Source organism: Nocardia sp. NPDC055165 (assembly GCF_053606985.1).
In genome coordinates this window covers 170,937-194,321 of the sequence record NZ_JBSGSS010000010.1, presented here as the reverse complement: position 1 = coordinate 194,321, position 23,385 = coordinate 170,937, and the positions used below count along the sequence as shown (strand labels likewise).

28 protein-coding genes are annotated in these 23,385 nt (G+C 67.3%); 14 read left to right on the top strand and 14 right to left on the bottom strand.

What is annotated here, in order from left to right; all coding sequences use genetic code 11:
• The first annotated feature begins 9 nt into the window (after positions 1 to 9).
• On the top strand, positions 10 to 759 hold the full coding sequence (locus tag ACWFRF_RS21990; RefSeq protein WP_378991144.1) for a GntR family transcriptional regulator: 750 nt from the start codon (positions 10 to 12) through the stop codon (positions 757 to 759).
• On the opposite strand, the gene ACWFRF_RS21985 is transcribed toward ACWFRF_RS21990, so the two are convergent.
• Positions 760 to 1,641 (bottom strand): NERD domain-containing protein, encoded by an 882-nt coding sequence (locus tag ACWFRF_RS21985; RefSeq protein ID WP_452451970.1) that lies wholly within the window; start codon positions 1,639 to 1,641, stop codon positions 760 to 762.
• Positions 1,642 to 1,843: 202 nt separating this feature from the next.
• Between ACWFRF_RS21985 and ACWFRF_RS21980 the strand changes: the two genes are divergently transcribed.
• Together ACWFRF_RS21980 and ACWFRF_RS21975 are read left to right on the top strand one after the other, a co-directional pair.
• Positions 1,844 to 2,389, top strand: a complete 546-nt coding sequence (locus ACWFRF_RS21980; RefSeq protein ID WP_452451969.1) for a carboxymuconolactone decarboxylase family protein — start codon at positions 1,844 to 1,846, stop codon at positions 2,387 to 2,389.
• A 92-nt stretch (positions 2,390 to 2,481) separates the two neighbouring features.
• On the top strand, positions 2,482 to 2,859 hold the full coding sequence (locus tag ACWFRF_RS21975; protein WP_452451967.1) for a VOC family protein: 378 nt from the start codon (positions 2,482 to 2,484) through the stop codon (positions 2,857 to 2,859).
• Here the strand turns inward: ACWFRF_RS21975 and ACWFRF_RS21970 are convergent, their stop codons facing one another.
• Positions 2,860 to 3,183 carry a DoxX family protein gene (locus tag ACWFRF_RS21970; protein WP_378991245.1) on the bottom strand — a complete coding sequence of 108 codons (324 nt, stop codon included), beginning with the start codon at positions 3,181 to 3,183 and terminating at the stop codon, positions 2,860 to 2,862.
• Between the two features lie 170 nt (positions 3,184 to 3,353).
• Positions 3,354 to 4,193, bottom strand: a complete 840-nt coding sequence (locus ACWFRF_RS21965) for an NmrA family NAD(P)-binding protein (RefSeq protein WP_452451965.1) — start codon at positions 4,191 to 4,193, stop codon at positions 3,354 to 3,356.
• A gap of 85 nt (positions 4,194 to 4,278) precedes the next feature.
• On the opposite strand from ACWFRF_RS21965, the gene ACWFRF_RS21960 reads away from it, so the two are divergent.
• Positions 4,279 to 4,728: a winged helix-turn-helix transcriptional regulator gene (locus ACWFRF_RS21960; protein WP_452451964.1), complete on the top strand. Its 450-nt coding sequence runs from the start codon at positions 4,279 to 4,281 to the stop codon at positions 4,726 to 4,728.
• On the opposite strand, the gene ACWFRF_RS21955 is transcribed toward ACWFRF_RS21960, so the two are convergent.
• The 4 genes from ACWFRF_RS21955 to ACWFRF_RS21940 form a co-directional block, all read right to left on the bottom strand.
• Complete coding sequence (locus ACWFRF_RS21955; protein ID WP_452451963.1) at positions 4,689 to 5,384, bottom strand: polysaccharide deacetylase family protein; 696 nt, start codon at positions 5,382 to 5,384, stop codon at positions 4,689 to 4,691. The genes ACWFRF_RS21960 and ACWFRF_RS21955 overlap by 40 nt on opposite strands.
• Positions 5,385 to 5,436: 52 nt before the next feature.
• Positions 5,437 to 5,937, bottom strand: coding sequence for a L,D-transpeptidase (locus ACWFRF_RS21950; RefSeq protein ID WP_378991153.1), 501 nt, complete (start codon positions 5,935 to 5,937; stop codon positions 5,437 to 5,439).
• Positions 5,938 to 6,164: 227 nt separating this feature from the next.
• The gene (lpdA, locus tag ACWFRF_RS21945; RefSeq protein WP_378991155.1) at positions 6,165 to 7,568 is read right to left on the bottom strand and encodes a dihydrolipoyl dehydrogenase; all 1,404 of its coding nucleotides are present in this window, start codon (positions 7,566 to 7,568) and stop codon (positions 6,165 to 6,167) included.
• A gap of 80 nt (positions 7,569 to 7,648) precedes the next feature.
• Entirely contained in the window at positions 7,649 to 8,122 is a 474-nt protein-coding gene (locus ACWFRF_RS21940; protein ID WP_378991156.1) for a MarR family winged helix-turn-helix transcriptional regulator, read from the bottom strand.
• A gap of 90 nt (positions 8,123 to 8,212) precedes the next feature.
• Here ACWFRF_RS21940 and ACWFRF_RS21935 point away from each other — a divergent pair, with 90 nt between their 5' ends.
• Both ACWFRF_RS21935 and ACWFRF_RS21930 read left to right on the top strand, forming a co-directional pair.
• Complete coding sequence (locus ACWFRF_RS21935) at positions 8,213 to 8,542, top strand: rhodanese-like domain-containing protein (protein WP_452451961.1); 330 nt, start codon at positions 8,213 to 8,215, stop codon at positions 8,540 to 8,542.
• 52 nt (positions 8,543 to 8,594) lie between these two features.
• Positions 8,595 to 9,626, top strand: a complete 1,032-nt coding sequence (locus ACWFRF_RS21930) for an AraC family transcriptional regulator ligand-binding domain-containing protein (protein ID WP_452451959.1) — start codon at positions 8,595 to 8,597, stop codon at positions 9,624 to 9,626.
• On the opposite strand, the gene ACWFRF_RS21925 is transcribed toward ACWFRF_RS21930, so the two are convergent.
• Positions 9,623 to 10,525, bottom strand: a complete 903-nt coding sequence (locus ACWFRF_RS21925; protein ID WP_378991161.1) for a LysR family transcriptional regulator — start codon at positions 10,523 to 10,525, stop codon at positions 9,623 to 9,625. The genes ACWFRF_RS21930 and ACWFRF_RS21925 overlap by 4 nt on opposite strands.
• 120 nt (positions 10,526 to 10,645) lie before the next feature.
• Here ACWFRF_RS21925 and ACWFRF_RS21920 point away from each other — a divergent pair, with 120 nt between their 5' ends.
• From ACWFRF_RS21920 to ACWFRF_RS21905, 4 genes are all read left to right on the top strand, one after another.
• Complete coding sequence (locus ACWFRF_RS21920) at positions 10,646 to 12,400, top strand: adenine deaminase C-terminal domain-containing protein (RefSeq protein ID WP_452451957.1); 1,755 nt, start codon at positions 10,646 to 10,648, stop codon at positions 12,398 to 12,400.
• A gap of 31 nt (positions 12,401 to 12,431) precedes the next feature.
• Positions 12,432 to 12,590, top strand: coding sequence for a hypothetical protein (locus ACWFRF_RS21915; protein ID WP_452451955.1), 159 nt, complete (start codon positions 12,432 to 12,434; stop codon positions 12,588 to 12,590).
• A complete protein-coding gene (locus ACWFRF_RS21910) occupies positions 12,587 to 12,874 on the top strand; it encodes a hypothetical protein (protein WP_452451953.1) in 288 nt (95 codons plus the stop codon). Before ACWFRF_RS21915 ends, ACWFRF_RS21910 begins: the two co-directional genes overlap by 4 nt.
• A gap of 136 nt (positions 12,875 to 13,010) precedes the next feature.
• Complete coding sequence (locus tag ACWFRF_RS21905) at positions 13,011 to 14,039, top strand: NADP-dependent oxidoreductase (RefSeq protein ID WP_452451952.1); 1,029 nt, start codon at positions 13,011 to 13,013, stop codon at positions 14,037 to 14,039.
• 71 nt (positions 14,040 to 14,110) lie between these two features.
• On the opposite strand, the gene ACWFRF_RS21900 is transcribed toward ACWFRF_RS21905, so the two are convergent.
• Positions 14,111 to 15,085, bottom strand: coding sequence for a dipeptidase (locus ACWFRF_RS21900; protein ID WP_452451950.1), 975 nt, complete (start codon positions 15,083 to 15,085; stop codon positions 14,111 to 14,113).
• 139 nt (positions 15,086 to 15,224) lie between these two features.
• Between ACWFRF_RS21900 and ACWFRF_RS21895 the strand changes: the two genes are divergently transcribed.
• Both ACWFRF_RS21895 and ACWFRF_RS21890 read left to right on the top strand, forming a co-directional pair.
• Entirely contained in the window at positions 15,225 to 15,755 is a 531-nt protein-coding gene (locus ACWFRF_RS21895) for an AMIN-like domain-containing (lipo)protein (RefSeq protein ID WP_452451948.1), read from the top strand.
• Between the two features lie 74 nt (positions 15,756 to 15,829).
• Positions 15,830 to 17,890: a prolyl oligopeptidase family serine peptidase gene (locus ACWFRF_RS21890; RefSeq protein WP_452451947.1), complete on the top strand. Its 2,061-nt coding sequence runs from the start codon at positions 15,830 to 15,832 to the stop codon at positions 17,888 to 17,890.
• A gap of 3 nt (positions 17,891 to 17,893) precedes the next feature.
• On the opposite strand, the gene ACWFRF_RS21885 is transcribed toward ACWFRF_RS21890, so the two are convergent.
• The 3 genes from ACWFRF_RS21885 to ACWFRF_RS21875 form a co-directional block, all read right to left on the bottom strand.
• A complete protein-coding gene (locus ACWFRF_RS21885) occupies positions 17,894 to 18,763 on the bottom strand; it encodes an alpha/beta hydrolase family protein (protein ID WP_452451945.1) in 870 nt (289 codons plus the stop codon).
• On the bottom strand, positions 18,763 to 19,395 hold the full coding sequence (locus ACWFRF_RS21880) for a TetR/AcrR family transcriptional regulator (protein ID WP_378916482.1): 633 nt from the start codon (positions 19,393 to 19,395) through the stop codon (positions 18,763 to 18,765). Before ACWFRF_RS21880 ends, ACWFRF_RS21885 begins: the two co-directional genes overlap by 1 nt.
• 784 nt (positions 19,396 to 20,179) lie before the next feature.
• Positions 20,180 to 20,485: a hypothetical protein gene (locus ACWFRF_RS21875; protein WP_452451943.1), complete on the bottom strand. Its 306-nt coding sequence runs from the start codon at positions 20,483 to 20,485 to the stop codon at positions 20,180 to 20,182.
• An 84-nt stretch (positions 20,486 to 20,569) separates the two neighbouring features.
• On the opposite strand from ACWFRF_RS21875, the gene ACWFRF_RS21870 reads away from it, so the two are divergent.
• Positions 20,570 to 21,022 carry an SRPBCC family protein gene (locus ACWFRF_RS21870; protein ID WP_379313541.1) on the top strand — a complete coding sequence of 151 codons (453 nt, stop codon included), beginning with the start codon at positions 20,570 to 20,572 and terminating at the stop codon, positions 21,020 to 21,022.
• Positions 21,023 to 21,072: 50 nt separating this feature from the next.
• Here ACWFRF_RS21870 and ACWFRF_RS21865 read toward each other — a convergent pair whose 3' ends face one another.
• Complete coding sequence (locus ACWFRF_RS21865; RefSeq protein WP_387445573.1) at positions 21,073 to 21,522, bottom strand: MarR family winged helix-turn-helix transcriptional regulator; 450 nt, start codon at positions 21,520 to 21,522, stop codon at positions 21,073 to 21,075.
• Positions 21,523 to 21,636: 114 nt separating this feature from the next.
• Between ACWFRF_RS21865 and ACWFRF_RS21860 the strand changes: the two genes are divergently transcribed.
• Positions 21,637 to 22,584, top strand: coding sequence for an SMP-30/gluconolactonase/LRE family protein (locus ACWFRF_RS21860; RefSeq protein WP_452451941.1), 948 nt, complete (start codon positions 21,637 to 21,639; stop codon positions 22,582 to 22,584).
• Here the strand turns inward: ACWFRF_RS21860 and ACWFRF_RS21855 are convergent.
• Positions 22,571 to 23,347, bottom strand: a complete 777-nt coding sequence (locus tag ACWFRF_RS21855) for an alpha/beta fold hydrolase (protein ID WP_452451939.1) — start codon at positions 23,345 to 23,347, stop codon at positions 22,571 to 22,573. The genes ACWFRF_RS21860 and ACWFRF_RS21855 overlap by 14 nt on opposite strands.
• Between the last annotated feature and the right edge of the window lie 38 nt (positions 23,348 to 23,385).

Here is a 23,385-nt window from a genome sequence, read left to right as displayed (position 1 = left end):
GCGGCGCACATGGCCGGGAGGGGATCGGGCGAGGACGCGCGTCCCGCCGGCGGCGGGCGGCGGGTGCCGCTGGCCGCGCGCGTCTACGACGAACTCCGCCACGACCTCGCCACCGGGGAACTGGCGCCGACCGAACGGCTGCGCGCCGAACGGCTGGCCCAGCGCTACGGCGTCTCGCGCACCCCGGTGCGCGAGGCGCTGGCCCGGCTCCAGGCCGACGGGCTCGTGCAGCGACATCCCGACGGTCTCTACCTGTACCGGCCACGCCTGAACGAACTCGACGAGCTCTACGAACTGCGAATCGTGCTGGAATCCCGTGGTTTTCAGCGTATCGCCGCGGGTGGCTCCGTCCAGGTGCACATCCCGGCCGAGCACGACCTACCCACCGTGCGCGCCGAGCTGGCCCGTTGGCTCGAATATCGCGACACCCCACCGGAACCCGGGCCCGACCTGGTCGCCGCCGACGAGCGGTTCCACACCGAGCTGCTCAGAGCGGCGGGCAATTCCGCCCTCGCCGAGGCGTTAGCCGCCGTCTACCTGCGGGTTCGCCCGGTGCGCACGATGGATGTGCCGACCGCCGAGCGGGTGGCGGCCATGACAGCCGATCACATCACCATCGCCGAGCAGGTGCTCGCCGGGGACGGCGAACAGGCCCTGCACACCCTCACCGCCCACATCGACTCCTCCCGCGCGCACGTCCGGGTGCGCGCCGAGCAGGCGATCGCCTTCACCAAACTCGGTCGCGCCGTGCGGGATTGATCAGCAGTCCGTCTGGAACGGCCAGCACTCGGTCTTGCGCGGAGTCGCCGACGTGGGCGCACGGGTAGTCGAGGTCTGCGAGGTATCCGACATCGGGCGCGGATGCGGCGAATCCTGGATCAGCGCCACGCCGACGACCACGAAGACCACGAAGATGCCGAGCACCGCGGCGGCGAACAGTCCGATGCCGACGAGCTTTCCCCGCCGCGACGGATCCGGCGGCGGGGCGGGCTCGCTGAATGCGCGCACCTGCCGCGCCACCGGAGTCGGCGCGGGTCGATGGGTGTCGAAGCCCTCCTCGACCAGCTCGGCACGCGATGGCGCCTCGGCCACACCGAGCGCCGTACAGGTGGTGAGCACGCGCTCGACCGTCCATTCGCGCGGCCCCGCCGAGAACCCTTCCAGGTACACCCGCAGCTCATGCGCATCGACGCTGTTCGCGACCAGTACGTCCAGACCCGGCCGCAGCGCGGTGCGCGCCGGCCGCACCACCACGCCCCGATACGGCACGAGCACCACCGCGCCGGAGACGTGTCTGCTGTCCTGCAACGCCTGCTCCAGCGCGACCCGCACCGCGTGCACCCCGTGTTCGACCCGGTCGGTGAGACCGTTCGACGTGTCGGCTTCTAAATCCAGCGGACTGTCGCTGATCATCCAGGTGCCGTCGGCGGCGGCGGTGAGCAGCCCGCTCTGCCGTCGCCGGAAACCCTTCACTTCGAGCACCGTGATCCCGCGCGGCGTCACGATCACCGCGCCGAGCCGCCGGTCACCCACCCGGCAGTCGACCAGTGCGAGCCCCGTACTCGGATAGGCGCGCAGGCAGTCCACGAGCTCACGCTCGGCGCCGGTGAGCTCGGCACCCGGTCTGATCCGAACCAGCATGTGCGATGTTCCCCTACCAGTGCTGCGACCTCACACCGCCGCTGCGCGCTGCGGTACCCACCGATCATGACGCGCAACTGTTCCGAAAACCACTGGAAACCAAAGAAAACCGGCACGAATACAGGAGTGGCCCCTCGAGCGGATACCGGCGAGTACGCTCCGATCCTGGCCGACGATGTTCGAGAAGACAGGTGGTTCAGAGATGGATTCAGCGCCCCTACCACGCGTTTCGCCGGGACGGTTCGGCGAACTCGGGCCGATCAACTGGGTTGTCTGGCAAGTACTTTCCCGCGCGTCGGGCACCGAGGACGCGCATCTGTTCAGCACCCTCGGTCGCACCGGCGGGCTCTTTCGCGGCTGGCTGCATTTCTCCGGCAAGCTCATGCCGGGTGGCAGGTTGGCGCGCGCCGAGGCCGAGCTGGTGATCCTGCGCGTCGCTCAGCTGCGCGAATGCGACTACGAGGCCGACCATCATCGTCGACTGGGCCGCAAGGCGGGGCTGTCGCCAGTCGAGATCGAGCGGGTTGCCGCAGGTCCCGAGGCCGAGGGCTGGACTCCGCGGCAGCGGGCCCTGCTGAGTGTCGCCGATCAGCTGGTGAACACCCGGAACGTGGACGACGCGGCGTGGAACGCGCTGGCCGAGCACTACGACGAGCGGACGCTGATCGAGATCGTGCTGCTGGTCAATCAGTACGAGGGTCTGGCGTCGACCATCACGACCTTGCGGATCGAGCGTGACACGTTCTGACCGTGTGACCCAGGTCATATAGCGAGTCGGCGCGGAGTCTCCCACAGTAAAGGCGTACAACGTACGGAGTTCACCGCTACCGAGGAGACCCCATGCAGATCAGCGCTTCCGCTCTCTCGCTCAATGTCGCCGACCCCCAGACCTCTGCCCAGTTCCTGATCGAGCACCTCGGCTTCACCCAGAAGATGGCCGCCGACGGGTTCGTCAATGTGACGCGGGCCGATGCGGGCATGGACGTGATCTACCTGCGCACCGGCCTCGGCTCGTTCAAGCCCGCCCGTATCGCCGGCAGCGCGGGCGAGGGACTGCTCGTCGTGTTCGTCGTCGACGACATCGACCGCGAATACGACCGCCTGCGGGCCGAGGGCGTCCCGATCGAGACGCCCATCGAAACCGAGGAGTGGGGCGAGCGGTACTTCCAGATGACCGACCCCAACGGGATCGTCATCCAGCTCGTGCAGTGGGTGTGATCAGCGGCGGGCGACGCGCAGCGCGGCCACGATCATCGGGATCTGCAACGGCAGCCGCGCCAGCACGCCTGCCTTGAAAGCCTTGGGCGCCTTCGGATTACCGACCACATCCACCGTCATCTGGATATTGGCCGGGAAGACGCCGATGAACAGCGCCGCGGCCAGCCACCCGCCGAGCCGCCGGGTGCGCGGCACCGCCAGCGCGGTCGCCACGCCCAGCTCGGCAACCCCGGACCCGTACGTATAGGTCCGCGGGTTGCCGGGCAGCTGCGGCGGCACGATCTTGTCGAACGGCTTGGGCGCTACGAAGTGCAGGGTGCCCATGACGAACAGCAATCCACTCAGCCAGGAGTGCGAACGTCGACGGGGATTTTGATCAGCCACAACCCCGACGGTACCGCTTCGCCGGGTACTCCGGCCGAACCAGGGCGGTGGTCGCCCACCGGGCCCGCGCCCGGTGAGCTACCCCTGTGCCGTCGCCATCGGGGCGGCGACTACTGCGCGAAGACCGTGGACGCCGAGGTCGCCGGGCGGCCGAGGAGCTTGGTCAGATCGCCGGTGGTCACCTCCAGCAGCCCCTCGCCGATGCCGGCGTCGGCGTCGGCGAGGACGGCGGCGTACTGCTCCTCGAGACCCGCCGCGCGCAGGGCTGCCGCGTAGTCGTCCTTGGCGAGGTCCGCGTACCGGACCGGGGAGCCCTTCGCCTCGGTGGCCGCGGCCGCCAGGTCGGCGCCGGTCAGCGCCTCGTCACCGCCCAGTTCGTAGACGCGGCCCTCGTGACCCTCGCCGGTCAGCACGCGCGCGGCCGCCTCGGCGTAGTCGGCGCGTGCGGCGCCGGAGACACGACCCTGGGCCATCGCGCCGTGCAGGACACCGGACTGGGCCGCGTTCGCGACGGCTCCGGCATAGTTCTCCCAGTACCAGCTGTTGCGCAGCAGCACCGTCGGCACGGCGGCGCTTGCCAGCACCTCTTCGGTGCCGCGATGCTCGGCGGCCAGCAGCATCGGATTGCGGTCGGCGCGCGGAATGCTGGTGTAGGCCAGCAGTTCGACCCCGGCGCGCTCGGCGGCGCGAAGCACAGTGGTGTGCTGGGCTACCCGCTTGCCGAACTCGTTGCCCGAGATCAGCAGCACCCGGTCCACACCGGCCAGGGCGGCGTCGAGAGCCGCCGGATCGTCGTAGGACGCCTGCCGCACTTGCGCGCCGCGCGCGGCGAGGTCGGCCACCTTGCTCGGATCGCGCACGATCGCGACCGGTCGCTCCCCTGCGGCGAGCAGAGCCTCCACGACCAACCGGCCGAGCTTTCCGCCTGCTGCTGTCACTGCCACGGTCATTGCTGCCTCCATCGGTACAAGTACTAACTATTAGTAAGCACTATGCCTTCAGTGGGCACTTGCGTCAAGTGGGTACGATGGAGGCATGCCCGAGACGACCCACGAGGACCACGACCCCACGCTGGAAGCCGACGTCTTCGCGCGCAATTGCCATTCCCGCCCCGTCCTGCAGAACATCACCGGACGGTGGGGTGTGCTCGCCCTGGTCGCGCTGCTCGACGGTCCGGTCCGGTTCAGCGCCCTGCGCCGCCGGGTCGACGGCGTGAGCGAGCGCATGCTCTCGCAAACCCTGCAGGCACTGGAACGCGACGGCATGGTCCATCGCGAGGTGCTCGAAGCGATCCCACCCCGCGTCGAATACAGGCTCACGGAACTGGGCACGGCGGTCGCGAACCAGCTGAAGTCGCTGATCGTCGTCGTGGAATCGAACATGGACACCGTCCGCGCGGCGCAGGACACCTACCACCGCGCAGACGGCATCGACCAAGGATCGACTCAGCGCGCGAGCAGCTCCGAGACCGTGACGAATCGGTAGCCCTGCGCGCGCAATCCGTGCACGATCTCCGGCACCGCGGCAAGAGATTCGGGCCCGTACATGACATGCAGCAGGATGATCGATCCCGGTCGCGTCTCGGCGAGGGTGTCGCCCACGATGGCCTCCCGTGACGCGCCCCCCGCGGAATCGGGCTCCACATCCCAGGTCACCGAGGTGCGATCGTGGTCGGCGAGGTAGTGCGGCAGCGTCCACAGTTTCTTGCCGTACGGCGGGCGGAAGCTGATCGGCCCCGGATACCCGGCACGACGGATCTCGGCGTCGGTCCGCTCGATCTCCTCGCGCACGGTGTCGCCGGAAACCAGCACCATGCGCCGGTGCGAATAGGAGTGATTCCCGATCTCGTGACCCGCGCCCACGATCGCCGCACCGTATTCGGGATGCGCGGCCAGGTCCGCGCCGACCAGGTAGAAGGTCGCGCGAACCTGTAATTCCCCCAGCGTCCGCAACACGTCCGGCGTCCGCGCGGTGGGTCCGTCGTCGAAGGTCAACGCGACGACCTTCTCGTCGGTCTCCACCCGATCGACCAGCCGCCCCGCCACCTGATAGGTCCGCGAATTCGCCAACACATACAGACCGGCCAGCACCGCCGAAACCACGACGATGCCGACAACCCCGCCCACCAACCACCGACGCATGGACCGACGGTAACTCACCGGGCCGGATCAGCCCGGTGAGTTGTCCGGGTACCTACGCGATGACCTGGGTGATGTCGCCGGGGTTCAGGTAGTCGAAGAAACGGTGGGCGCCGTCTTCGGTCATGCGCACACAACCGTGTGATTTCGAATCGACCGGACCCACGTGGAATGCCATGTCGCCGTTGAAGAACGTGGCCCAGCGCATCGGCGCATTGTGCATCGTGCTCCAGTGGAATTCCCGCTTGAAGGAAATCTTGGTCACCGCGGGCGGCGTTTCGAACCCGGCCATGCCGTGCGAGATCGGCGTGGGTCCGAAGATCACCCGGCCGTTGTCGACCAGCCACGCCTCGTTCGTCGACAACCGCATGCATGCCCTGGCTTCGACGACCGGGCACGGCGATGCGGTGGGAACGATGGCGGGAACACCGGGAACGTCCGGGCCACCGGGGAAAAGAGGTTCAGCGACGGCCGGTGTCACCGTGCCGAGTCCGGCCACAGCGACCGCGACGACCGCCGCGAATCGTGCTGTCCAACCGAGAATGCGCTTGCTCATCGAGTCGTAACCTCTCAACCGTGCCCGCCACCGCGAGTCAACCCGGGTGAGGGGACCATCTCATGGAACGCAAACATGTCGAACACGAGCGTGGAACAGATACCTGGAGGTGTTGTCGATCATCGTGGTAAAGACCCCGATTCACCAAATCAACGCCCGGAAAAAGACCGAATAGAAACCAAAAGGCCGGGCACGCGATCGCGCACCCGGCCGTTTCAGCTGATATCTCAGAAGTTGATCATGTGCCCCGCGAGGCCGTGGATCGCTTCCTGCACCGCTTCGCTCAGCGTCGGGTGGGTGTGCACATTGCGGGCCACCTCGTTGACGGTGAGATCCCATTTCTGGGCGAGGGTGAGTTCCGGCAGCAGCTCGGACACGTCGGGCCCGATCAGGTGGCCGCCGAGGAGCTCGCCGTGCGCGCTGTCGGCGATCAGCTTCACGAAGCCGGTCGGGTCGCCGAGGCCGTGGGCCTTGCCGTTGGCCTGGAACGGGAAGTTCGCGACCTTCACGTCGTAGCCCTCGTCGCGGGCCTGCTGCTCGGTGAGACCGAAGCTGGCGACCTGCGGCTGGCAGAAGGTGGCGCGCGGCATCATCCGGTAGTCGCCCAGGGTCATCGTCTCGGCGCCGCCGATGGTCTCGGCCGCGACCACGCCCTGCGCCTCCGCCACGTGGGCCAGCTGCAGCTTGGCGGTGACGTCGCCGATCGCGTAGATGTGCCCCACATTGGTGCGCATGTAGTCGTCGATCTCGATGGCGCCACGGTCGGTGAGCGCGACGCCGGTGGTCTCCAGGCCGTAGCCCTCCACCCGCGGCGCGAAGCCGACGGCCTGCAGCACCTTGTCGACCGTGACGGTCTCGATCGCGCCGGACTTGTTGTCCTTGATCTGGACGGTGACCTTGGAGCCGTCGTCGTCGATCGACTGCACGGCCGCACCGGTGCTGATGGTGATGCCGAGCTTCTTGTACTGCTTGGTGATCTCTTTGGAGACGTCGGCGTCCTCGTTGGGCAGCGCGCGGTCGAGGAACTCCACGATCCGCACGTCGACGCCGTAGTTCTTGAGGACGTAGGCGAACTCCATGCCGATCGCGCCCGCTCCGACGATCAGGATCGAGCCGGGTAGGTCACGGGTGAGGATCTGCTCCTCGTAGGTGACCACGTTCTCGGAGAGCTGGGTGCCCGGCAGCAGCTTGGTGGTGGTGCCGGTGGCGATGATGACGTTGTCGAACGTGAGCGTCTCGGCGCCGCCCTTGGTGAGGGCTACGTCGATCGAGTTCGGGCCGGTGAAGGTACCGAGGCCGTCGAACTCGTCGATCTTGTTCTTCTTCATCAGGAAGTGCACGCCCTTGACCCGACCGTCGGCCACCTTGCGGCTGCGATCGAAGGCGGCACCGAAGTCGAAGCTGACCTCACCGGAGATGCCGAAGGTCTTGGCTTCCTTCTGGAAGATATGGGCCAGCTCGGCGTTGCGCAGCAGTGCCTTGGACGGGATGCAGCCCACGTTCAGGCACACGCCACCCCAGTATTTCTGCTCGACAATCGCTGTTCGCAGGCCGAGTTGAGCGGCACGGATCGCGGCGACATATCCGCCGGGACCAGCGCCGAGAACGACGACATCGTAGTGGGAAGTCACGTCACCGAGCCTAACTCTGTTTCGAGGAGTTCACCCACCCGTCCCCCACATAGGTGAGATGTGCCCCGACCGGCCGCCGGTCACCGTCGACGCGGACGCGGCGCGGCCAGATCGGTGGCGCCGAGCACTTTGCGCAAGGTGGCGGCGAGGGCCTCGAGTTCGCCGGGGTCCGCGTGGGCGCCGAGCCGGCGTTCGATGCCGTCGAGGTAGTGCGGTGCGGCCTCACGGAACCGCTGCCTGCCGAGCTCGGTGATGGCGACGATCGCGGAACGGCCGTCGTCGGGGTTGTGCTCGCGGCGCAGGAGGCCGTTCGACTCCAGTTCCGCGACAAGGCGACTCACCCTGGTGCGACTGAGGACGACCTTCTCGCCCAGGTCGCTCATCCGCATCGGTCCGGCGGCGTCCAGTTCGAGCAGGACGTCGTACCAGGTCAGCGGGAGTCCGGCGGCTTTGCGCAGTTCGGCGTCGAGCTCGGGAACGAGGGCGGCGTGCACTTGCAGCAGCGCGGCCCACGCGGCTACCGCGGGACGACGGGACGACTGTTCGTTCGGCACCACCTCACCTTAACCACTTGCGTGCGTGCGCACACAACTAGTAGCGTGTGCACGCACATAAATTCTTTCGAACGACATGAGGTGAACGCCATGACCGCACTCATCACCCGCGACGAACTGGCCGCGGAAATAGCGGCGAACAGCGTGATCGTGCTCGATGCCCTCGGCCCCGAGTACTACGCGAAAGCCCACCTGCCAGGTGCGCTGAACCTGACCGCCGACGAGGTCGCCGACCGCGCCGCCGAGCTGCTCCCCGACCGTGACGCCGCCATCGTGACCTACTGCTCGAACGCGGCGTGCGGCAACAGCGAGGCCGTAGCGATGAAGCTGGGAGCACTGGGCTACACCAACATTCGCAAGTACCGCGAGGGGATCCAGGACTGGTCCGACGCGGGCCTGACCATCGAAACCTCGGCCTGAGCACAACGTCGGCCCGCCACCGCTCACTACCGCGCCCAGTACTGTCGGTCCGGTGAGCGGTGGTGCGTCGGCGGAGGGCATCGGTAGCCGGCTCGATGGCACCGCGTCCACCCACCTCGTCCGGCTGCTCGTTCAGGCGGCCAGGGAGGCGAAGGTGGCCGAGGACCAGCTGGCCCGCGTGGCCGGCATCGACGAGGCGACTCTGCGCGGCGAGCTCAATCGAATCCCGATGGGTTCGCTGCTGCGATTGTGGGAATTGATCGCCCAGGCCCGGCCCGGCGCCGGATCAGGGGCCGCGATCGCCGCCGCCGCACCACTCGGCGCACTGAACACCTGGGACTATCTGGTGACAACCGGTGCGACACTCGCGGATTCGCTGCGCGCGGCCCAGCCGTACCACCGCCTGGTCACCGCGGCCACCGAGGGTTTCGACCTGTCCGGCGACGGGGATCTCACCATCGGCTACCGGACGTCGGCCAGCGATCCGGCGGTGGCCTCGGTGGTCAACGAGTACGTGCTCGCCTATTACTTGCGCCGGGCGCGCGAAGCGACCGGCCGACCGCTCGTGCCCACCCGGGTGAGCTTCGGTCATGCCGCCCCGGCCGAACACTCCGGACTGGTCGCCGTATTCGGTACCGCCGACATCGAATTCGACGCCGAATCGGACGCGATCACCTTCCACGCCGACGACGCCAACGCACCGCTCACCCGCGCGGACCCGATGTTGGCCGACTTGATGCGCAGCCACGCCGACCTGGTCCTGGCCTCCGCCCGCCCGATCGCCGATCCCCTCGACGCCTTTCGCAGCGCCCTCGGCGCGGCTCTGGACGCGGGCGATCCAGCCCTGCCCCGGGTCGCGAAAAGCCTCGCCATGAGCCAGCGCACCCTGCAACGTCACCTCGCCGAACACGGCACGTCCTGGCGCGACGAACTCGACCTGCTCCGTCACGAACGGGCGAAAACCCTGCTGGACCAGGGACACAGCACCGCCACCGTCGCCGGCCGCCTCGCGTTCACCGACGACCGAGCACTGCGCAAGGCCTTCCACCGCTGGACCGGCACCTCGCCCACCGCGACCCGCTAGTCGCGCTCACCGGGCCGCAGCGCTCCCACGATCTCGTCCGCGAGCAGCAGACTGGCCAGGCCGTGACCGTGTTTCTCCCGTCGTACGAGGGAGATGACGTTGTCGCTGAAGGCGTCGCGGACCGGCCGGAAGGCCAGACGACCGTCGCGCATTTCCTCGGCGATGTCGAATTCGCTGAGGAAGGCGATGGCCTCACCGGACGTCGCGAGCCGTTTCATGGTCTCGATCGAGTTGGTGTGAAACGCGGGCTGGATATCGAGATCGGCTTTCGCGAAAGCCTCGGCGACGATGCCGTGGATCACCATCGAGCGATCGGCGAAGATCAGCGGAAACGGCGTGCACTGCGCGAGCGGGACCGTGTCCATGGCCGCCAGCGGATGACGCGGGGAGACAACAACTCCGAGCCGGGTGTTGATCCGCCAGTAGGTCTCGAGCCGCGTGGAAGACGGAATATTGAAACCGAGACCGAGGTCGGCCTCGCTGTTCTCGACCGCCTGCACGATATCGAGGGTCGACATGGTGCGGATCGATATCCTGACCTGCGGATGACGGGTACGAAACGTCGCCGCAGCGGTGGCGACGACGCTGCTGGCCAGGCCGGTCATCGTGGCGATCACGACCTCACCGCTGCCGAGGGCACGCAGATCGCGGATATCGGCCACGGTTTCCCGGTATTGCCGCAGCGTCTGCCGGATGTGCGCGAGCAGCGCCTCACCCGCCGGGGTCAGGCGCATGCCGCGGGGCAGGCGCTCGAACAGCGGCTGGTCGAGTTCGGCCTCGAACAGCAGGATCTGGCGGTTGATCGCCGAGGGCGCCACGTGCAGGCGGGCACCGGCCGCGCGGATGGACCCCAGACGCGCCACCTCGTCGATGTACTGCAGCAAACGCGAATGGAGCATTGCGCACCTCCTCCTCGGAACTGTACGAAAATTTAGTACACCTCGTGCGAAAACGCATGCTTGTGGGCAACGGTGTTTGTCGCGTCCAATCAATACAGGCAAGCAACAGTGAATTTCGAAGTGAGGACCACCATGGCCCAGCAGAATTCGACCACCGAGGTCGCCACCCACGACGACCACGTACGGATGATCTTCGGCATCTTGGAAGGGGAGCAAGAAGCCGACCTGCTGCTGCGCAATCTGCATATCCTCGATGTGCACACCGAATCCGTTTACCCCGGTTCGCTCTTGATCCACGGTGAACGCATCATCGCGCTGAATCCCGACGAATCGATCGTGCGATACCGCGAATCCTTCGACGGCGAGGGCCTTTACGCGATTCCGGGCCTGATCGACGCGCACCTGCACTTCGAATCCCAGCTCGCGCATCCGGCGGCATTCGGTGAGGCGATCGTGCCGAGCGGAACGACCACCGTTTTCGGGGAAACGCTCGATTTCGCCAGTGCCGCAGGCGACGATGCGATCGATGCCGCCCGCGCGCTGTTCGCCCACCACGAGAAGCTGCCGTACCGGCTCTATGCCTTCGCACCGGGGAAGAAGACCTCACCCGAGGTCACCGAGGCGATGCTGGCGATGGATCCGGTGATCGGCCTCGGCGAACTGGCCCACCTGTCCTATATGACCGGCAACGCCGACGATTTCCGCAAGTCCGCGCTCGGACGCGCGAACGCGGGATTCGTGAACTGCCACTGGGGCGTCACCTCACTGTCGGACATGCTGCTGAATTACATGCCCGCCATCGGCGTCGACAACAACCACGACGTCTGGAACGAAGACGATATCGAGAAGAGCATCCGCTACGGGCTCAATACCCAGATCAAATTCGGTGTCGGCAGTCCCGAGGTCATTCGAACGATGCTGCGCGCCATCGTGAAACGCCGTTGGCCCGCCGAGAACTTCCAGCTGTGCGCCGACAATATCTCGGTGGATCGGGTGCTGCGGCAAGGCCATATCGACTGGGTCATCTCGCTGGCCGTCGAGATGGGCATGCCGCCGATCCAGGCGATCAAGATGGGCACGCTGTACACCGCGCGCTCGTTCCACAAGGACCGCGACCTCGGTTCGCTGAGCCCGGGACGATTCGCCGACATCGTGCTCACCGACAGCCTCTCCACGATCAACCCCCGCTATGTGTTCAAGGGCGGCAAGCTCGTCGCCAAGGACCGCCGCCTGCTCGAACCGGTCGGCATCGACTACTCGGTCCTGACCAAGCAGCCCCGGCCCGGCCTCGCCGACCTGCGCGCCGAGCAGCTCGAGCTCACCCCGATCGAGATCTCCGAGGACGGCACGCGGGCGAAAGTACTGCTTTTCGACGTGTACGGACGCGGGCATCTCAAGTTCGCGCAGGAGGTCTGGGTCCCGGTGCGCGACGGTGTCGTCGTCCCCGAGCTCGAAGGCGTTCGCCTCAACCGGATCTCGGTCGTGCAGCGCTATGCCGACGGGCAGCGCCACATAGTCAACGCGCTGTTCACCGGCGTTTCGCTCGACCGCGGCGCGATCTCGACCTTCTGGCCGGCTCCGGCGGCCTATTTCGTGGTCGTCGGCAGCGACAGTACCGAGATGCGCGAGAACCTCCGGCACCTGGACGGTCTGGTCGGCGGCTGCGTCGTGACCGAGGATGCGCAGGTGAAAGCCGTTCTGCCGCTCGACTTCTACGGAGTGATGGCCGATATGGACCTCGCCGAGCTCGTCGAAGCGACCCGCTCGATCGACGACGCACTGGCGAAGCTGGGCAACCACAACGAAGGTGAGCCCGTCGTCAACAAGCTACTCACCCTGTTCATCTCGCTCGACCGCTTCGGCTTCATGAAATAGCCTCGGCTACCAGAGCAAGGGATCCACCGCTATGCAACACGACAACGACGCGGCAGCCATCGACAACGGAAACAAGGTCCGCCGCTGGATCACCTACGTCGCCGGAATCTATATCCTCACGCTCGGCCTCAGCCTCGCCATCAGGGCCGGGATCGGCATCTCCCGCAGAGCAGCCTCACCCGCACGATGACGCTGGTGTTCACGCCGCTGAGCCAGGGCAACTACAACCTCATCCTCGAGGTCATCATGCTGGGCCTGACCTTCCTGGTCAGACCCAAGGCATTCAAGGCCGGCTACCTGCTCTCGATGATTCCGGCGCTGGTCCTGGCGGTGCTGCTCGACGTGAACCTGTGGCTCACCGAGTGGATCCAGCTCGAGCCGTACACGGCCGATGTCGTACTGCTGGTCTTCGCCGACGCGATGCTGGCCTTGGGCCTGTTCATGACGCTGGTGCCGACGCCCGTCGCCGACTAGGAGTAACCACCACCGCCCGGTCTGTCGTGAACGGACCGGGCGGTGGCGTGCGCGGACCTGGGAAGGTGAACTCGGCCGCCATAACGTAGTCAGCACCGGCGAGAAACACCGGCTGACCTCGAAAGAAGGCTCGATCATGTCGAATACGGCCGCCCGCGCACTGCCCACCCGCACCCGCGAGATCCACCTCGCCGCTCGCCCGAACGGCGCACCGGTCGCCGGCGACTTCGCCCTCGTCGAACGGGAACTGCCGGAGCTGGGCGAAGGCCAGATCCTGGTCCGCAACACCTGGATGTCGGTCGACCCGTACATGCGCGGCCGGATGGACGACAAGGCTTCCTACATCCCGCCGTTCGAACTCGGTGCGGCCCTCGACGGTTCAGCCGTCGGCGAGGTGATCGCCTCCCGCTCGGCCGATATCGCAGTCGGCGCGACGGTCTCGCACTTCGCGGGCTGGCGCGAACACGCCGTCGTCGACGCCGCGACCGTCACCCCGATCGACCCGGAACTCGCCGCGCCGCAGCACTTCCTGAGCGTGCTCGGCACCACGGGGCTGACCGCCTACGCCGCACTCACCGATGTCGCCCAGGTGAAACCCGGCGACACCGTGTTCATCTCGGCCGCGGCGGGCGCGGTGGGCAGCGTCGCGGGCCAGATCGCCAAGGCGCTCGGCGCGAAGCGGGTGATCGGTTCGGCCGGTGGTCCCGTCAAGGCCCGAAAGCTGCTCGAGGAGTTCGGTTTCGACGCGGCGATCGACTACCGCGCCGGTGATCTCGGCGGTCAGCTCACCGCCGCCGCACCTGATGGCGTCGACGTCTACCTCGACAGCGTCGGCGGCGAACACCTGAAGGTCGCCATCGAGGCGCTCAACCAGCACGGCCGGGTCGCCCTGGTCGGCGCGATCAGCGGCTACAACGGCGCCACCGCCCAGCAGAGCCCGGACCTCTACCTCGCGGCGACGAAGGAGATCACGCTGCGCGGCATGCTGGTGACCAGCTACTTCCCGATCTTCGGCGAGTACATCGCCAAGGCCGCGGGCTGGCTCGCCGACGGCACCCTCACCACCTCCGAAACCGTCTACGAGGGCCTCGACCAGGCCCCCGCCGCGTTCCTCGGCGTCCTCACCGGCGCCAACACCGGCAAGATGCTCGTCCGCCTCGCCTGAGCGAGACCCGGAACGCCCCGGCGCGCACCGAACACGGTCCGGCGGGGTCGATCAACCGGCTTCGGCACAGGTCACGCCCGCCAGACGTGGCTCGCTGCCCGGGCGAAGTTGCCGCCGAAGATCGCCGCACGCTCGGTGGGCGTGAACCCGCGCGCGGCGAGGAGCTCGTCCAGGCCCGGCACCTCGGATTCGCCGAACAGGTCCTCGGGTGGAGTCCACTGGAGTGGGCCCCATTTCGTGTAGGACTCGGAGAACGCACCGGGGTTGTCGCGGATCTCGTCGTTGAACTCCTGGCCGTCGAACGAATAGTCCGATCCGATCCCGATGTGGTCGATCCCGACCAGATCGACGCCGTACCTGATGTGATCGGCGACCGCCGTGACCCGCTCGGCACGGGCGGCGGGCTCGTTGCGGCCGAGAAAGATGCCGACGCCGTTCACACCGATCACCCCGCCCGTGGCGGCACACGCGCGCGCCTGCTCATCGCTGATGTTGCGCGGATGCTCCCACAGCGCGGCGAAATTGGAGTGACTGTAGATCATCGGGACGCAGGTGTGCGTGGCGATGTCGAGCCCGGTGCGGCGCGAGCAGTGCGAGCCGTCGGCGAACATCCCTACCTCGTTGAGCTTGCGCACCAAGTCTTTTCCGTACCCGGTGAGCCCGGTGTCCTCGGTGTCGAGACAACCGCAACCCGCCGCGTTCGCATGGTTGTAGGTGGGCAGCAGCGAACGCACGCCGAGGTCGTAGAACAGCTCCACATTGTCGAGATCGCCGTCGAGCGGCCCGGAATCCTCCAGATCGAACGCCAGCGAGATCACCTCCGGCGCACCGATATCGCCGACCCGATCCACCAGCCGGAACCGCGGATCCGCTCCCGCGTCGTCGCGGAACCGGTGCAGCAGCGCCAGCGAATCGTCCCTGGACTGCGCCGAATACCCCACGTTCACCGAAAGATACGACCCCAACGGATACCGAGCCAGCTCGGCGACCCGCGCCGTGTGCCGCAACGGCAGACAGCAGTGCTGCTCCCACAGGAACACATCCACCTCCGGTTGACTCGTGACCTGCGATCCTACGTTTCGCCGCGCACCCGACACCGGACCGACGCTAACGCGATGCCTGATCCGTTCGATAAATCGGTACTGCTCCGCTAGCCCGAAGGCCCCAGATCAAAGGCGGTGCGACATGCGTCGCTTCCTCGTCCTGTTCGCCACACTCACCGCCTGCGTCGGCCTCTCGACGCTGCCCGCGGCCGCTGCTCCGTCCGACTGCGGACTCACCTGGGGTTCACAGGACAAGACGTCGTCGAACTACTCCACCGCCACCGTCGCCGATGTGCGCGCGGGCCGCCACGAGTGCTTCGACCGACTCGTCATCGACCTGTCCGGCCCCGTCGCCGGTTACCTCGTCGGGTACGTCGGCACCGTCACCCAGGACGGCTCCGGCGCGACCGTCCCCCTCCGTGGCGGCGGGTTCCTCCAGATCGCGGTCTTCGCCCCCGCCTACGACGACGCGGGCAACAGCACCTACAACCCCTCGGATCGCACCGACCTGCTCTCGACGAGCGGCTATCCGACCTTCCGCCAAGTCGCGTTCGCCGGCTCCTTCGAAGGCCGGACCACCTTCGGCCTCGGCGTCCGCGCCCGCCTCCCCTTCCGCGTGAGCACCTTCGACAACCCGACCCGCGTGGTCGTCGACGTCGCCCACAATTGGTGACCGCACACGCCTGACATCGGCGCGGGTCGCAGCGCGCCCGACATGCGAATCCTCACATCGGCAACAATGTGGGGATGAGCGGCGTTGAAGAGAACGTGACCGATCCCTATCTCTGGCTCGAGGACGTGACCGACGAGGGCGCGCTGGACTGGGCGCGCGCCCGCAACGACGTGGTGGGGCGGCGGTTCGCGGCGACCGACCGATTCGCCGAGATGGAGCGTCGCGTACTGGCGATGCTCGACGACGACACCAAGATCGCCTATCCCGGCCGACGGGGGCCGTGGCTGTACAACTTCTGGCGTGATGCCGAGCATCAGCGCGGGTTGTGGCGGCGGACCACGTTCGAGTCCTACGCCACCGACGCCCCCGAGTGGGATGTGCTGATCGACGTCGACGCGCTGGCCGAGGCCGACGGGGAGAACTGGGTGTGGGCGGGCGCCGCGGTGCTGCGGCCGTCGCAGGAGCGCGCCATCATCCACCTGTCCCGTGGCGGCGCCGACGCGACCGTCGAGCGCGAATTCGACCTGACCACCAGGCACTTCGTCGCGCCCGAGGACGGTGGGTTCTTCGTCGCGGAGGCGAAGTCGCGGATCGGCTGGATCGATGCCGACACCGTCTACATCGGCACCGATTTCGGGCCGGGATCACTCACCGATTCCGGATACCCTCGCATCGCCAAGCGCTGGCAACGTGGCACCGAATTGTCCGCTGCCGAAACGGTGTTCGAGGGCAAGTCGAGCGACGTCTCGATCGGCGCCGGATACGACCGCCACCCCGGCTACGAACGGCACTATCTGCACCGGTCGACCGACTTCTTCAACAGCGAGGTATCGCTGCTCGACGACGGGGAGTGGCGGCTGATCGAGACCCCCACCGACGCGGACGTGGACTGGTACCGCGACTGGCTGCTGGTGCGCTTGAAGACCGAGTGGACACCGGGCGAGACCACCTTCGCTCCCGGCAGCCTGCTGGTCACCGATCTGAACGAATTCCTCTCCGGGGCGCGGGAATTCGAGGTTCTCTTCGCCCCGGATCCGCACACCTCACTGGAATCGTGGGGCTGGACCGAGAACCACCTGATCCTCACCACCCTGCGCGATGTACAGACCGGATTCCGCGTGCTCACCCCCGGCCCGGACGGCTGGGCGAGCAGCGAGCTCGCCGACTCCCCCGCCATGTCGTCCACCTCGGTGGCCAACCTCGACCCACTCGAGGGAGGCGACGAGTTCATGCTCACCACAACCGGTTTCACCACGCCGACCACGTTGCTCAGCAGCGCGATCGGCGAAACCGCGGTGACGCTGAAGCAAGCCCCCGGCTACTTCGACGCCACCGGCATCGAGACCGAGCAGTTCTTCGCGACCTCCGACGACGGAACCGCGGTGCCCTACTTCGTGATCCGTCATCGCGACCGGCGCGGCACGCCGGGCCCGACGATCATGAACGGCTACGGCGGCTTCGAAATCTCCAAGACTCCGGCCTATCTCGGCTCGGCGGGCATGAACTGGCTCGAACGCGGCGGCACCTACGTGATGACCAACATCCGCGGCGGCGGCGAGTACGGCCCCGAATGGCACACGGCCGCACTGAAGGAGCACCGCCACCGCGCCTACGAGGACTTCGCCGCCATCGCGCGCGACCTCGTGACCCGCGGCATCACCACTGCGGACCGGCTCGGCGCGATCGGCGGCAGCAACGGCGGCCTGCTGATGGGCGTGATGCTCACCCGGTACCCGGAACTGTTCGGCGCCATCGTCTGCCAGGTGCCGCTGCTGGACATGAAGCGCTACCACCTGCTGCTGGCGGGCGCGTCGTGGGTCGCCGAATACGGTGACCCGGACAAGCCGGAAGAATGGGCCTACATCAGCGAGTACTCGCCGTATCAGAACACCGACACCGGCAAGCAGTACCCGCCGATCCTGCTGGCCACCTCCACCCGCGACGACCGGGTCCATCCCGGGCACGCGCGAAAGATGGCCGCGCTCCTGGAGTCCCAGAATCGCACCGTCTGGTACTACGAGAACATCGAGGGTGGTCACGGCGGCGCCGCCGACAACAAGCAGTCGGCGTACCTGTCCGCGCTGGTCTACGAGTTCTTCATCCAGATGCTGATCGAGGGGCGCCGCTCGGCCTGAGGGTCAGCGGTCGCGCAGCCACTTCTCCACCGCGTCGACGGTGGAGTCCGGATTGGTGATCCAGCCGTTGTGCCCGAGGGCCTCCGGCTGGAACCACCGGGTGACCTGTGTGCCGGGCAGCTTGCCCAGCAGGTGATCCGCCGAGGTCTGCGGGGCCATGTCGTCACCGGCGACGGTGATCGACAGCACCGGGAACTTCAGCCGCGACATCCGCTCGTCGTAGTCGATATCGGCGCCGACGGGCACGAAGCGCCCGGTACGCGCCAGCCTGGCCCAGTCCGACATGAGAACTTTGGACTGCCTGCCGTAGGCGCGCTTGCCGAGCAGGTCCCCCGGCCAGAACCCGGCCAGGTTCGACGCCACCGCCACCGCCGCGGTGCCCACCAGCACGCCCGGACCGAACACCCCGCGATACCCCCGGAAATACGGTGTGCCGGAGGCGATCAGGATCAGGCCGCCGAGCCTGCCGCGCACCCTGGCCGCGTACATCGCCGCGAGTTGCCCGCCCATGCTGTGGCCGAGCAGGTACGGCGTGCTGGCGGGGAACCGGTTGCGCACCGCGGCCAGCATCGCCGGAAAGTCCACCGAGACCAATTCGTGGTAGCCGTAGGTACTCTCGCCATCGGGGCGGCGGGTGCTCTCGCCCTGACCACGCAATTCGCCGATGGCAACATCGAATCCGCACGCGGCCAGCCGGTGTCCGAAGTACTCGTAGAACTCGCCGGGCACGGCCAGACCGGGGACGATGACCACGACCGCGCGTGGTGCGTCCGGGGTGACCGGATGCCGGTGCGCACCGGTGGCCGGAATGAGACGCACCGGCAAGGTGCTGCCGTCGGGTACCTGGATCGGGACGATCTCGACCCGCGCCATCAAGCCCCGACCGCGCCCAGGATCACCCGGCTCAGCACCTTGATCACTTCGTCGAGCGGCGGGCGTGGGTCGCTACCGCTCCAGCCGTCGACCACGTAGTTCACCGCGCCGATGATGGCGAGCACGCGCAGTTCGTAGTCGCCGGGCGGGATTTCGCCGTGCATGGCCGCGTCCTCGGCGGCGCTGGCCAGCAGCGAACCCCACACCCGGCGCAGTTCCAGGCGGAACTTCTCGACCTTGGGGCCTGCTCCGACCACCTCGACCAACGCGACCCGCGCCTTGCGGGGATCGTTGCCGATCGACTCGACGTAGGCCCGCACGGCCGCATCGATCTGCTCGAGTACGGTCGCCTCGGACTTGTCCTCGAGTGCGGTGGCCACCGCCTCGCGCGAATGTCGGTCGATCTGCTCGTACAGCTCCAGCAGCAGAGATTCGCGACCGGTGAACTCCTCGTAGAACTGCCGAGACGATAGTCCCGCGTCCTTACAGATCGCACCGACCGAACTGTTGGCATACCCGTCGCGCGCGAAGACCGTCAGGCCTGACTCCAGAAAACGCGCACGCCGCTGGCGTTGCCGGTCCTCTACGGGTTGCCCGGCATACATTCGTCCCGTATTCGCATCCTGTGACATTGTCGCTGACAATACCGAAGGGCCTGATCCCCTCGTCATGGATCAGGCCCTTCGGCTGCCCAATCGGCCAACCGCGCGTTAGCCGAAAGATGGCTACAGACGGCTCAGTTGCCCGAGCCCTGCACCGAACCGGTGCTCAGCGAGCTGGTGAGCAGGCCGAGCAGCAGGGTCAGGATGTTGCCGTCGCTGCTGTCGTCAGTGATGTTGTAAAGCATGTGTCACTCCAAGTCGATGTTTTGTGACTTCGTTGTCACTGGCCATTTGCCGTCTCGGACGATACCCAGTGACAATGTGAAGTGGGAGTGTTTTAAAGGAATTTTCTAGAATTTTTTGTCATGGGACACAAGACCAAGGAACTCGGGGCGCGCGCGGGCCCGACATGAGCCGATTCACCCATGAGAACGAAGCCGTCGACAGCACGGGATCGTGAATATCGGCATCGCCGACACGTCATCGACGCGCTGGGGCAACCGCGATGTGAAACGTGAGTGTACCGAAGCGTGGTACTCACATCCGTTGATCGCCGATACCCACGAGCAGACGGATCCGGCGGCAACCGATGTGACTGCCGGACAGTCGAATACGGCGCAATCGGATCAGCGCAGGGTGCGACAAATCATTGCCGCCGAGCGCTGGGCGGGGTACTCCTGTTCCCATGACCACTCCGCTGAGCGCCGGGCTCGAGCCCGTCGGCGACTACTGAAACGACGGACCGGGGGTGAGCGCCGACAGGCAGAACAGCCGCGACAATCTGTGCCGTAGGGATTCTCGTCGCCGGACAGCTCTACGTGGCGCTGCCGATGCTCGGCGACCCGACCGAGGCGCAGGACACCGCCCGCGGCGCGGCGACCTGGACAATCCCTGCTTTCAGGCTCGCCCACCACGCCGGCCGTCCGGCCACCGGCCCGTCGTGGAACCGGTGGAGCCCGGTGATCGCCGGGAGTCCGACGGCCTTGTCCACCCCTGCGGTGATCGCGGTGCGGAATTCGAGCACGGGTCCCGCCGTGCGGGGTTCGCCTCCGCGTTGCGCGCGCCGCGGTTGGTTCTGCGCTGCCTCAGCCGCCGCGCCCGGGTTGCGATCAGCCTGCAAGAATTCACCTACGGGCGGAGGCCGGTCCCCATGAGGGTGCCTATGCTGAGCGTGACAGCCCGTCACGCATACCCGGAGGCACCGTTGCCGAACACTCTCGAAGCCAGCATCGACATCGCCGCACCGCCGGAGAAGGTCTGGTCGGTACTCGCCGATCTGCGCCGCATGTCCGAGCTCAGCCCGACAACCGTGAAGATGGTCGCGCTCGGCGGCGTTCGCGACGGCGCCTTCACCGTCAACGTCAACAAGGTGGGCTGGAAGGTCTACCCGACCACCTCGCGGATCGTGCGCTTCGAGCCGAACAAGGCGCTGGCGTTCCGGATGAACGAGAACCGCACGGTCTGGGCCTACGAGCTCGAGCCGACCGCCACCGGCACCCGCGTCGTCGAGACGCGCACCGTCGACGCCAAGGGCCTGCCGGGCTGGCTGCGGGGCACGATCAAGGTCGCCATGGGCGGCGAGGAGAAGTTCGAGGCCGACCTGGTCTCGGGGATGCACGAGACGCTGAGCAAGGTGAAAGTCGCCGCCGAGCGCTGACGCCGAGCTACGCCTGAGCCCGCCGGAACTTTCCGGCGGGCTCTTTTTCGTCACGGCAGGTTGTCGCGGATCTCGTCGAGTGCCTGTGCGCTGCGCGTGAGCAGTTCCTGCACCGCCGCCAGTTCCGCCGCGGTGAATCGATCGGCCAGTGTGCGCTCCACCGCGATCGCACGGGTGTCGGCATCGGCCATCACCGACCGCCCCGCCTCGGTCAGACGGGTCTCCAGCACGTTCTTGTGCCACTCGTGCGGGGTCCGATCCACCAGGCCGCGCTCCTGGAGGTTGGTCAGGACGGTGTTCATCGTCGGCGGGGTGACGCCGGCCAGCCGGGCCAGGGCGGCCGCCGAGATGCCGGGGTTCTCCGCGAGGTGCAACAGCGCGCTGTACTGCGCGACGGTCAGCCCGGCCGGTTTCAGCGCGGCAGCCTTGGTCGCGATCAGGGCTTGCTCGGCGCGCTTGATGTACGAGCCGAGCCTCTCGGCGGCGGGCATGGACGTCATGGGTGCATGATATCCGCCCATCACTTCGTAACTCTCTTGACGATCATAACGACTCTAATTTACATTACTGCCTATCGCTTTATGTTCGGCATTACATCACTGAGAGGCTTCATCATGATGCGAACCATTGCCGTCGCCACCGCATGCCTGGCCCTGACCGCGTGCGGGACCTCGCCTGCCACACCCACCCTGAGCACGGCCTACGAACTGCCGGGCAGCGCCGTATATCCCGAGGGCATCGGCTTGGACGCGCGCAACGGTGACACCTATGTCGGGTCGTTCGCGGACGGAGCCGTCTACCGGGCGACGGCCGACGCCGCGCGCGCGGAGGTGTTCCTGCCCGCGGGCGCCGACGGCAGGAAGACAGCGAACGGCGTGAAGGTCGATCGGAGCGGTCGGCTGTGGGTGATCGATTCCGGTGTGGGCGTGAGTGTGTACGACACCGGGTCACGCGCACTGCTCGCGAAGTTCGCAGTACCCGGTGACGCACCACGTTTCGTCAATGATCTGGATTTCGGAGCGGACGGGTCCGCCTACCTGACCGACAGCGTGCGCAATGTCGTCTACCGAGCGGTCGTCGGCTCCGGCCGTGACGAATTGACCGTGGCCTACGACCTGACCGCCACCCTCGGACCGCGTGAGCCGAAGGTGTTCGAGCTCAACGGAATTGTCGCCGACCCGGCCGGGACGTATCTGATCGTCGTCGCCATGTCAGCGGCCGAGCTGTACCGCATCGACCTCACCGGCGGCCAGGAAACGATTCGCAAGGTGGCGCTGACCGGTGGCGATGCGCGCCACGGCGACGGCTTGGACCTGCGCGGGGACACCCTGTGGATCGTTCACAACCTCGACAACACCATCAGCCGCTGGACCCTCGGCGACAACGGCGCCACCGCCACCCGCACCGGCGAATTCCACGATCCCGCGCTGAATGTTCCTACCACGATGGTGCATTCGGGCGAGCAGGCGCTGATCGTCTCCTCACAGTTCGACAAGGGCGGACCGCTGGGGGCGCAGGGCACGCCGGGGACGTTCGTGGTCTCCGCCGTCAGTGGGATCTGATGAATTCGCCCAGCACGGAGACGAACTCGTCCGGTTGCTCGACCTGGGGCGAATGGCCCGCGTGCTCGACGAGGTGGGTGTCGGCGCCCGCCGCGGCGAAGCGGGCGAGGGTCTCGGTGCTGTCGTAGAGGTTGTCGTGACGACCGTGGACGGAGAGGACGGGCTGGTCGAGGGCTTGCGCGCGGATGTCGAGCGGGGCGGCAGCGAAGTCGGCGGCACGGCCGCCCACCGCGTAGGCGAGGCCGCCGGGAAGGGCAGTGCGGAAATCGCGGACCAGCGCTTCGGCCAGGCCGGGCGCCGAGTCGTAACGGAATCGGGGCGCGAAGACCGAACGGTTCGCCAGGCGGATCACCGGTCCGGGTGTCCACCGTTGCGCCAAGCGCACCGACCACGGACGGACCACCCATCTCGCGGCGGTCGGGATGCTCGCGGCCCGGTAGTCCGGGGCCTGGCCGACGACCACGACGCGAGCCACCCGACGCGACGCGGCGGCGAGTTCCAGCGCGATCTCGGCGCCGAACGAGTGGCCGACCACCGTCACGTCGGTGAGGTCGAGGTCGTTCATGAGGGAGACGAGCGGAGCGGTGCGGGCCGCGGCGCTGAAGTCGCCGTCGGCGCCCAAGTCGTGCATGTCCACGCGGATCACCCGGAAGGTCGCGACCATCCGCTCGGCGACCGCGGCGAACCAGTCGACCGAGCCGGGGATGCCGTGCAGGAACACGATCGCCGGTGCCGTGGGTTCGCCTTCGTCCACAACCAACACGTCAACCACCCTAGTCGCGCACAGCCGAATAGGCTCTT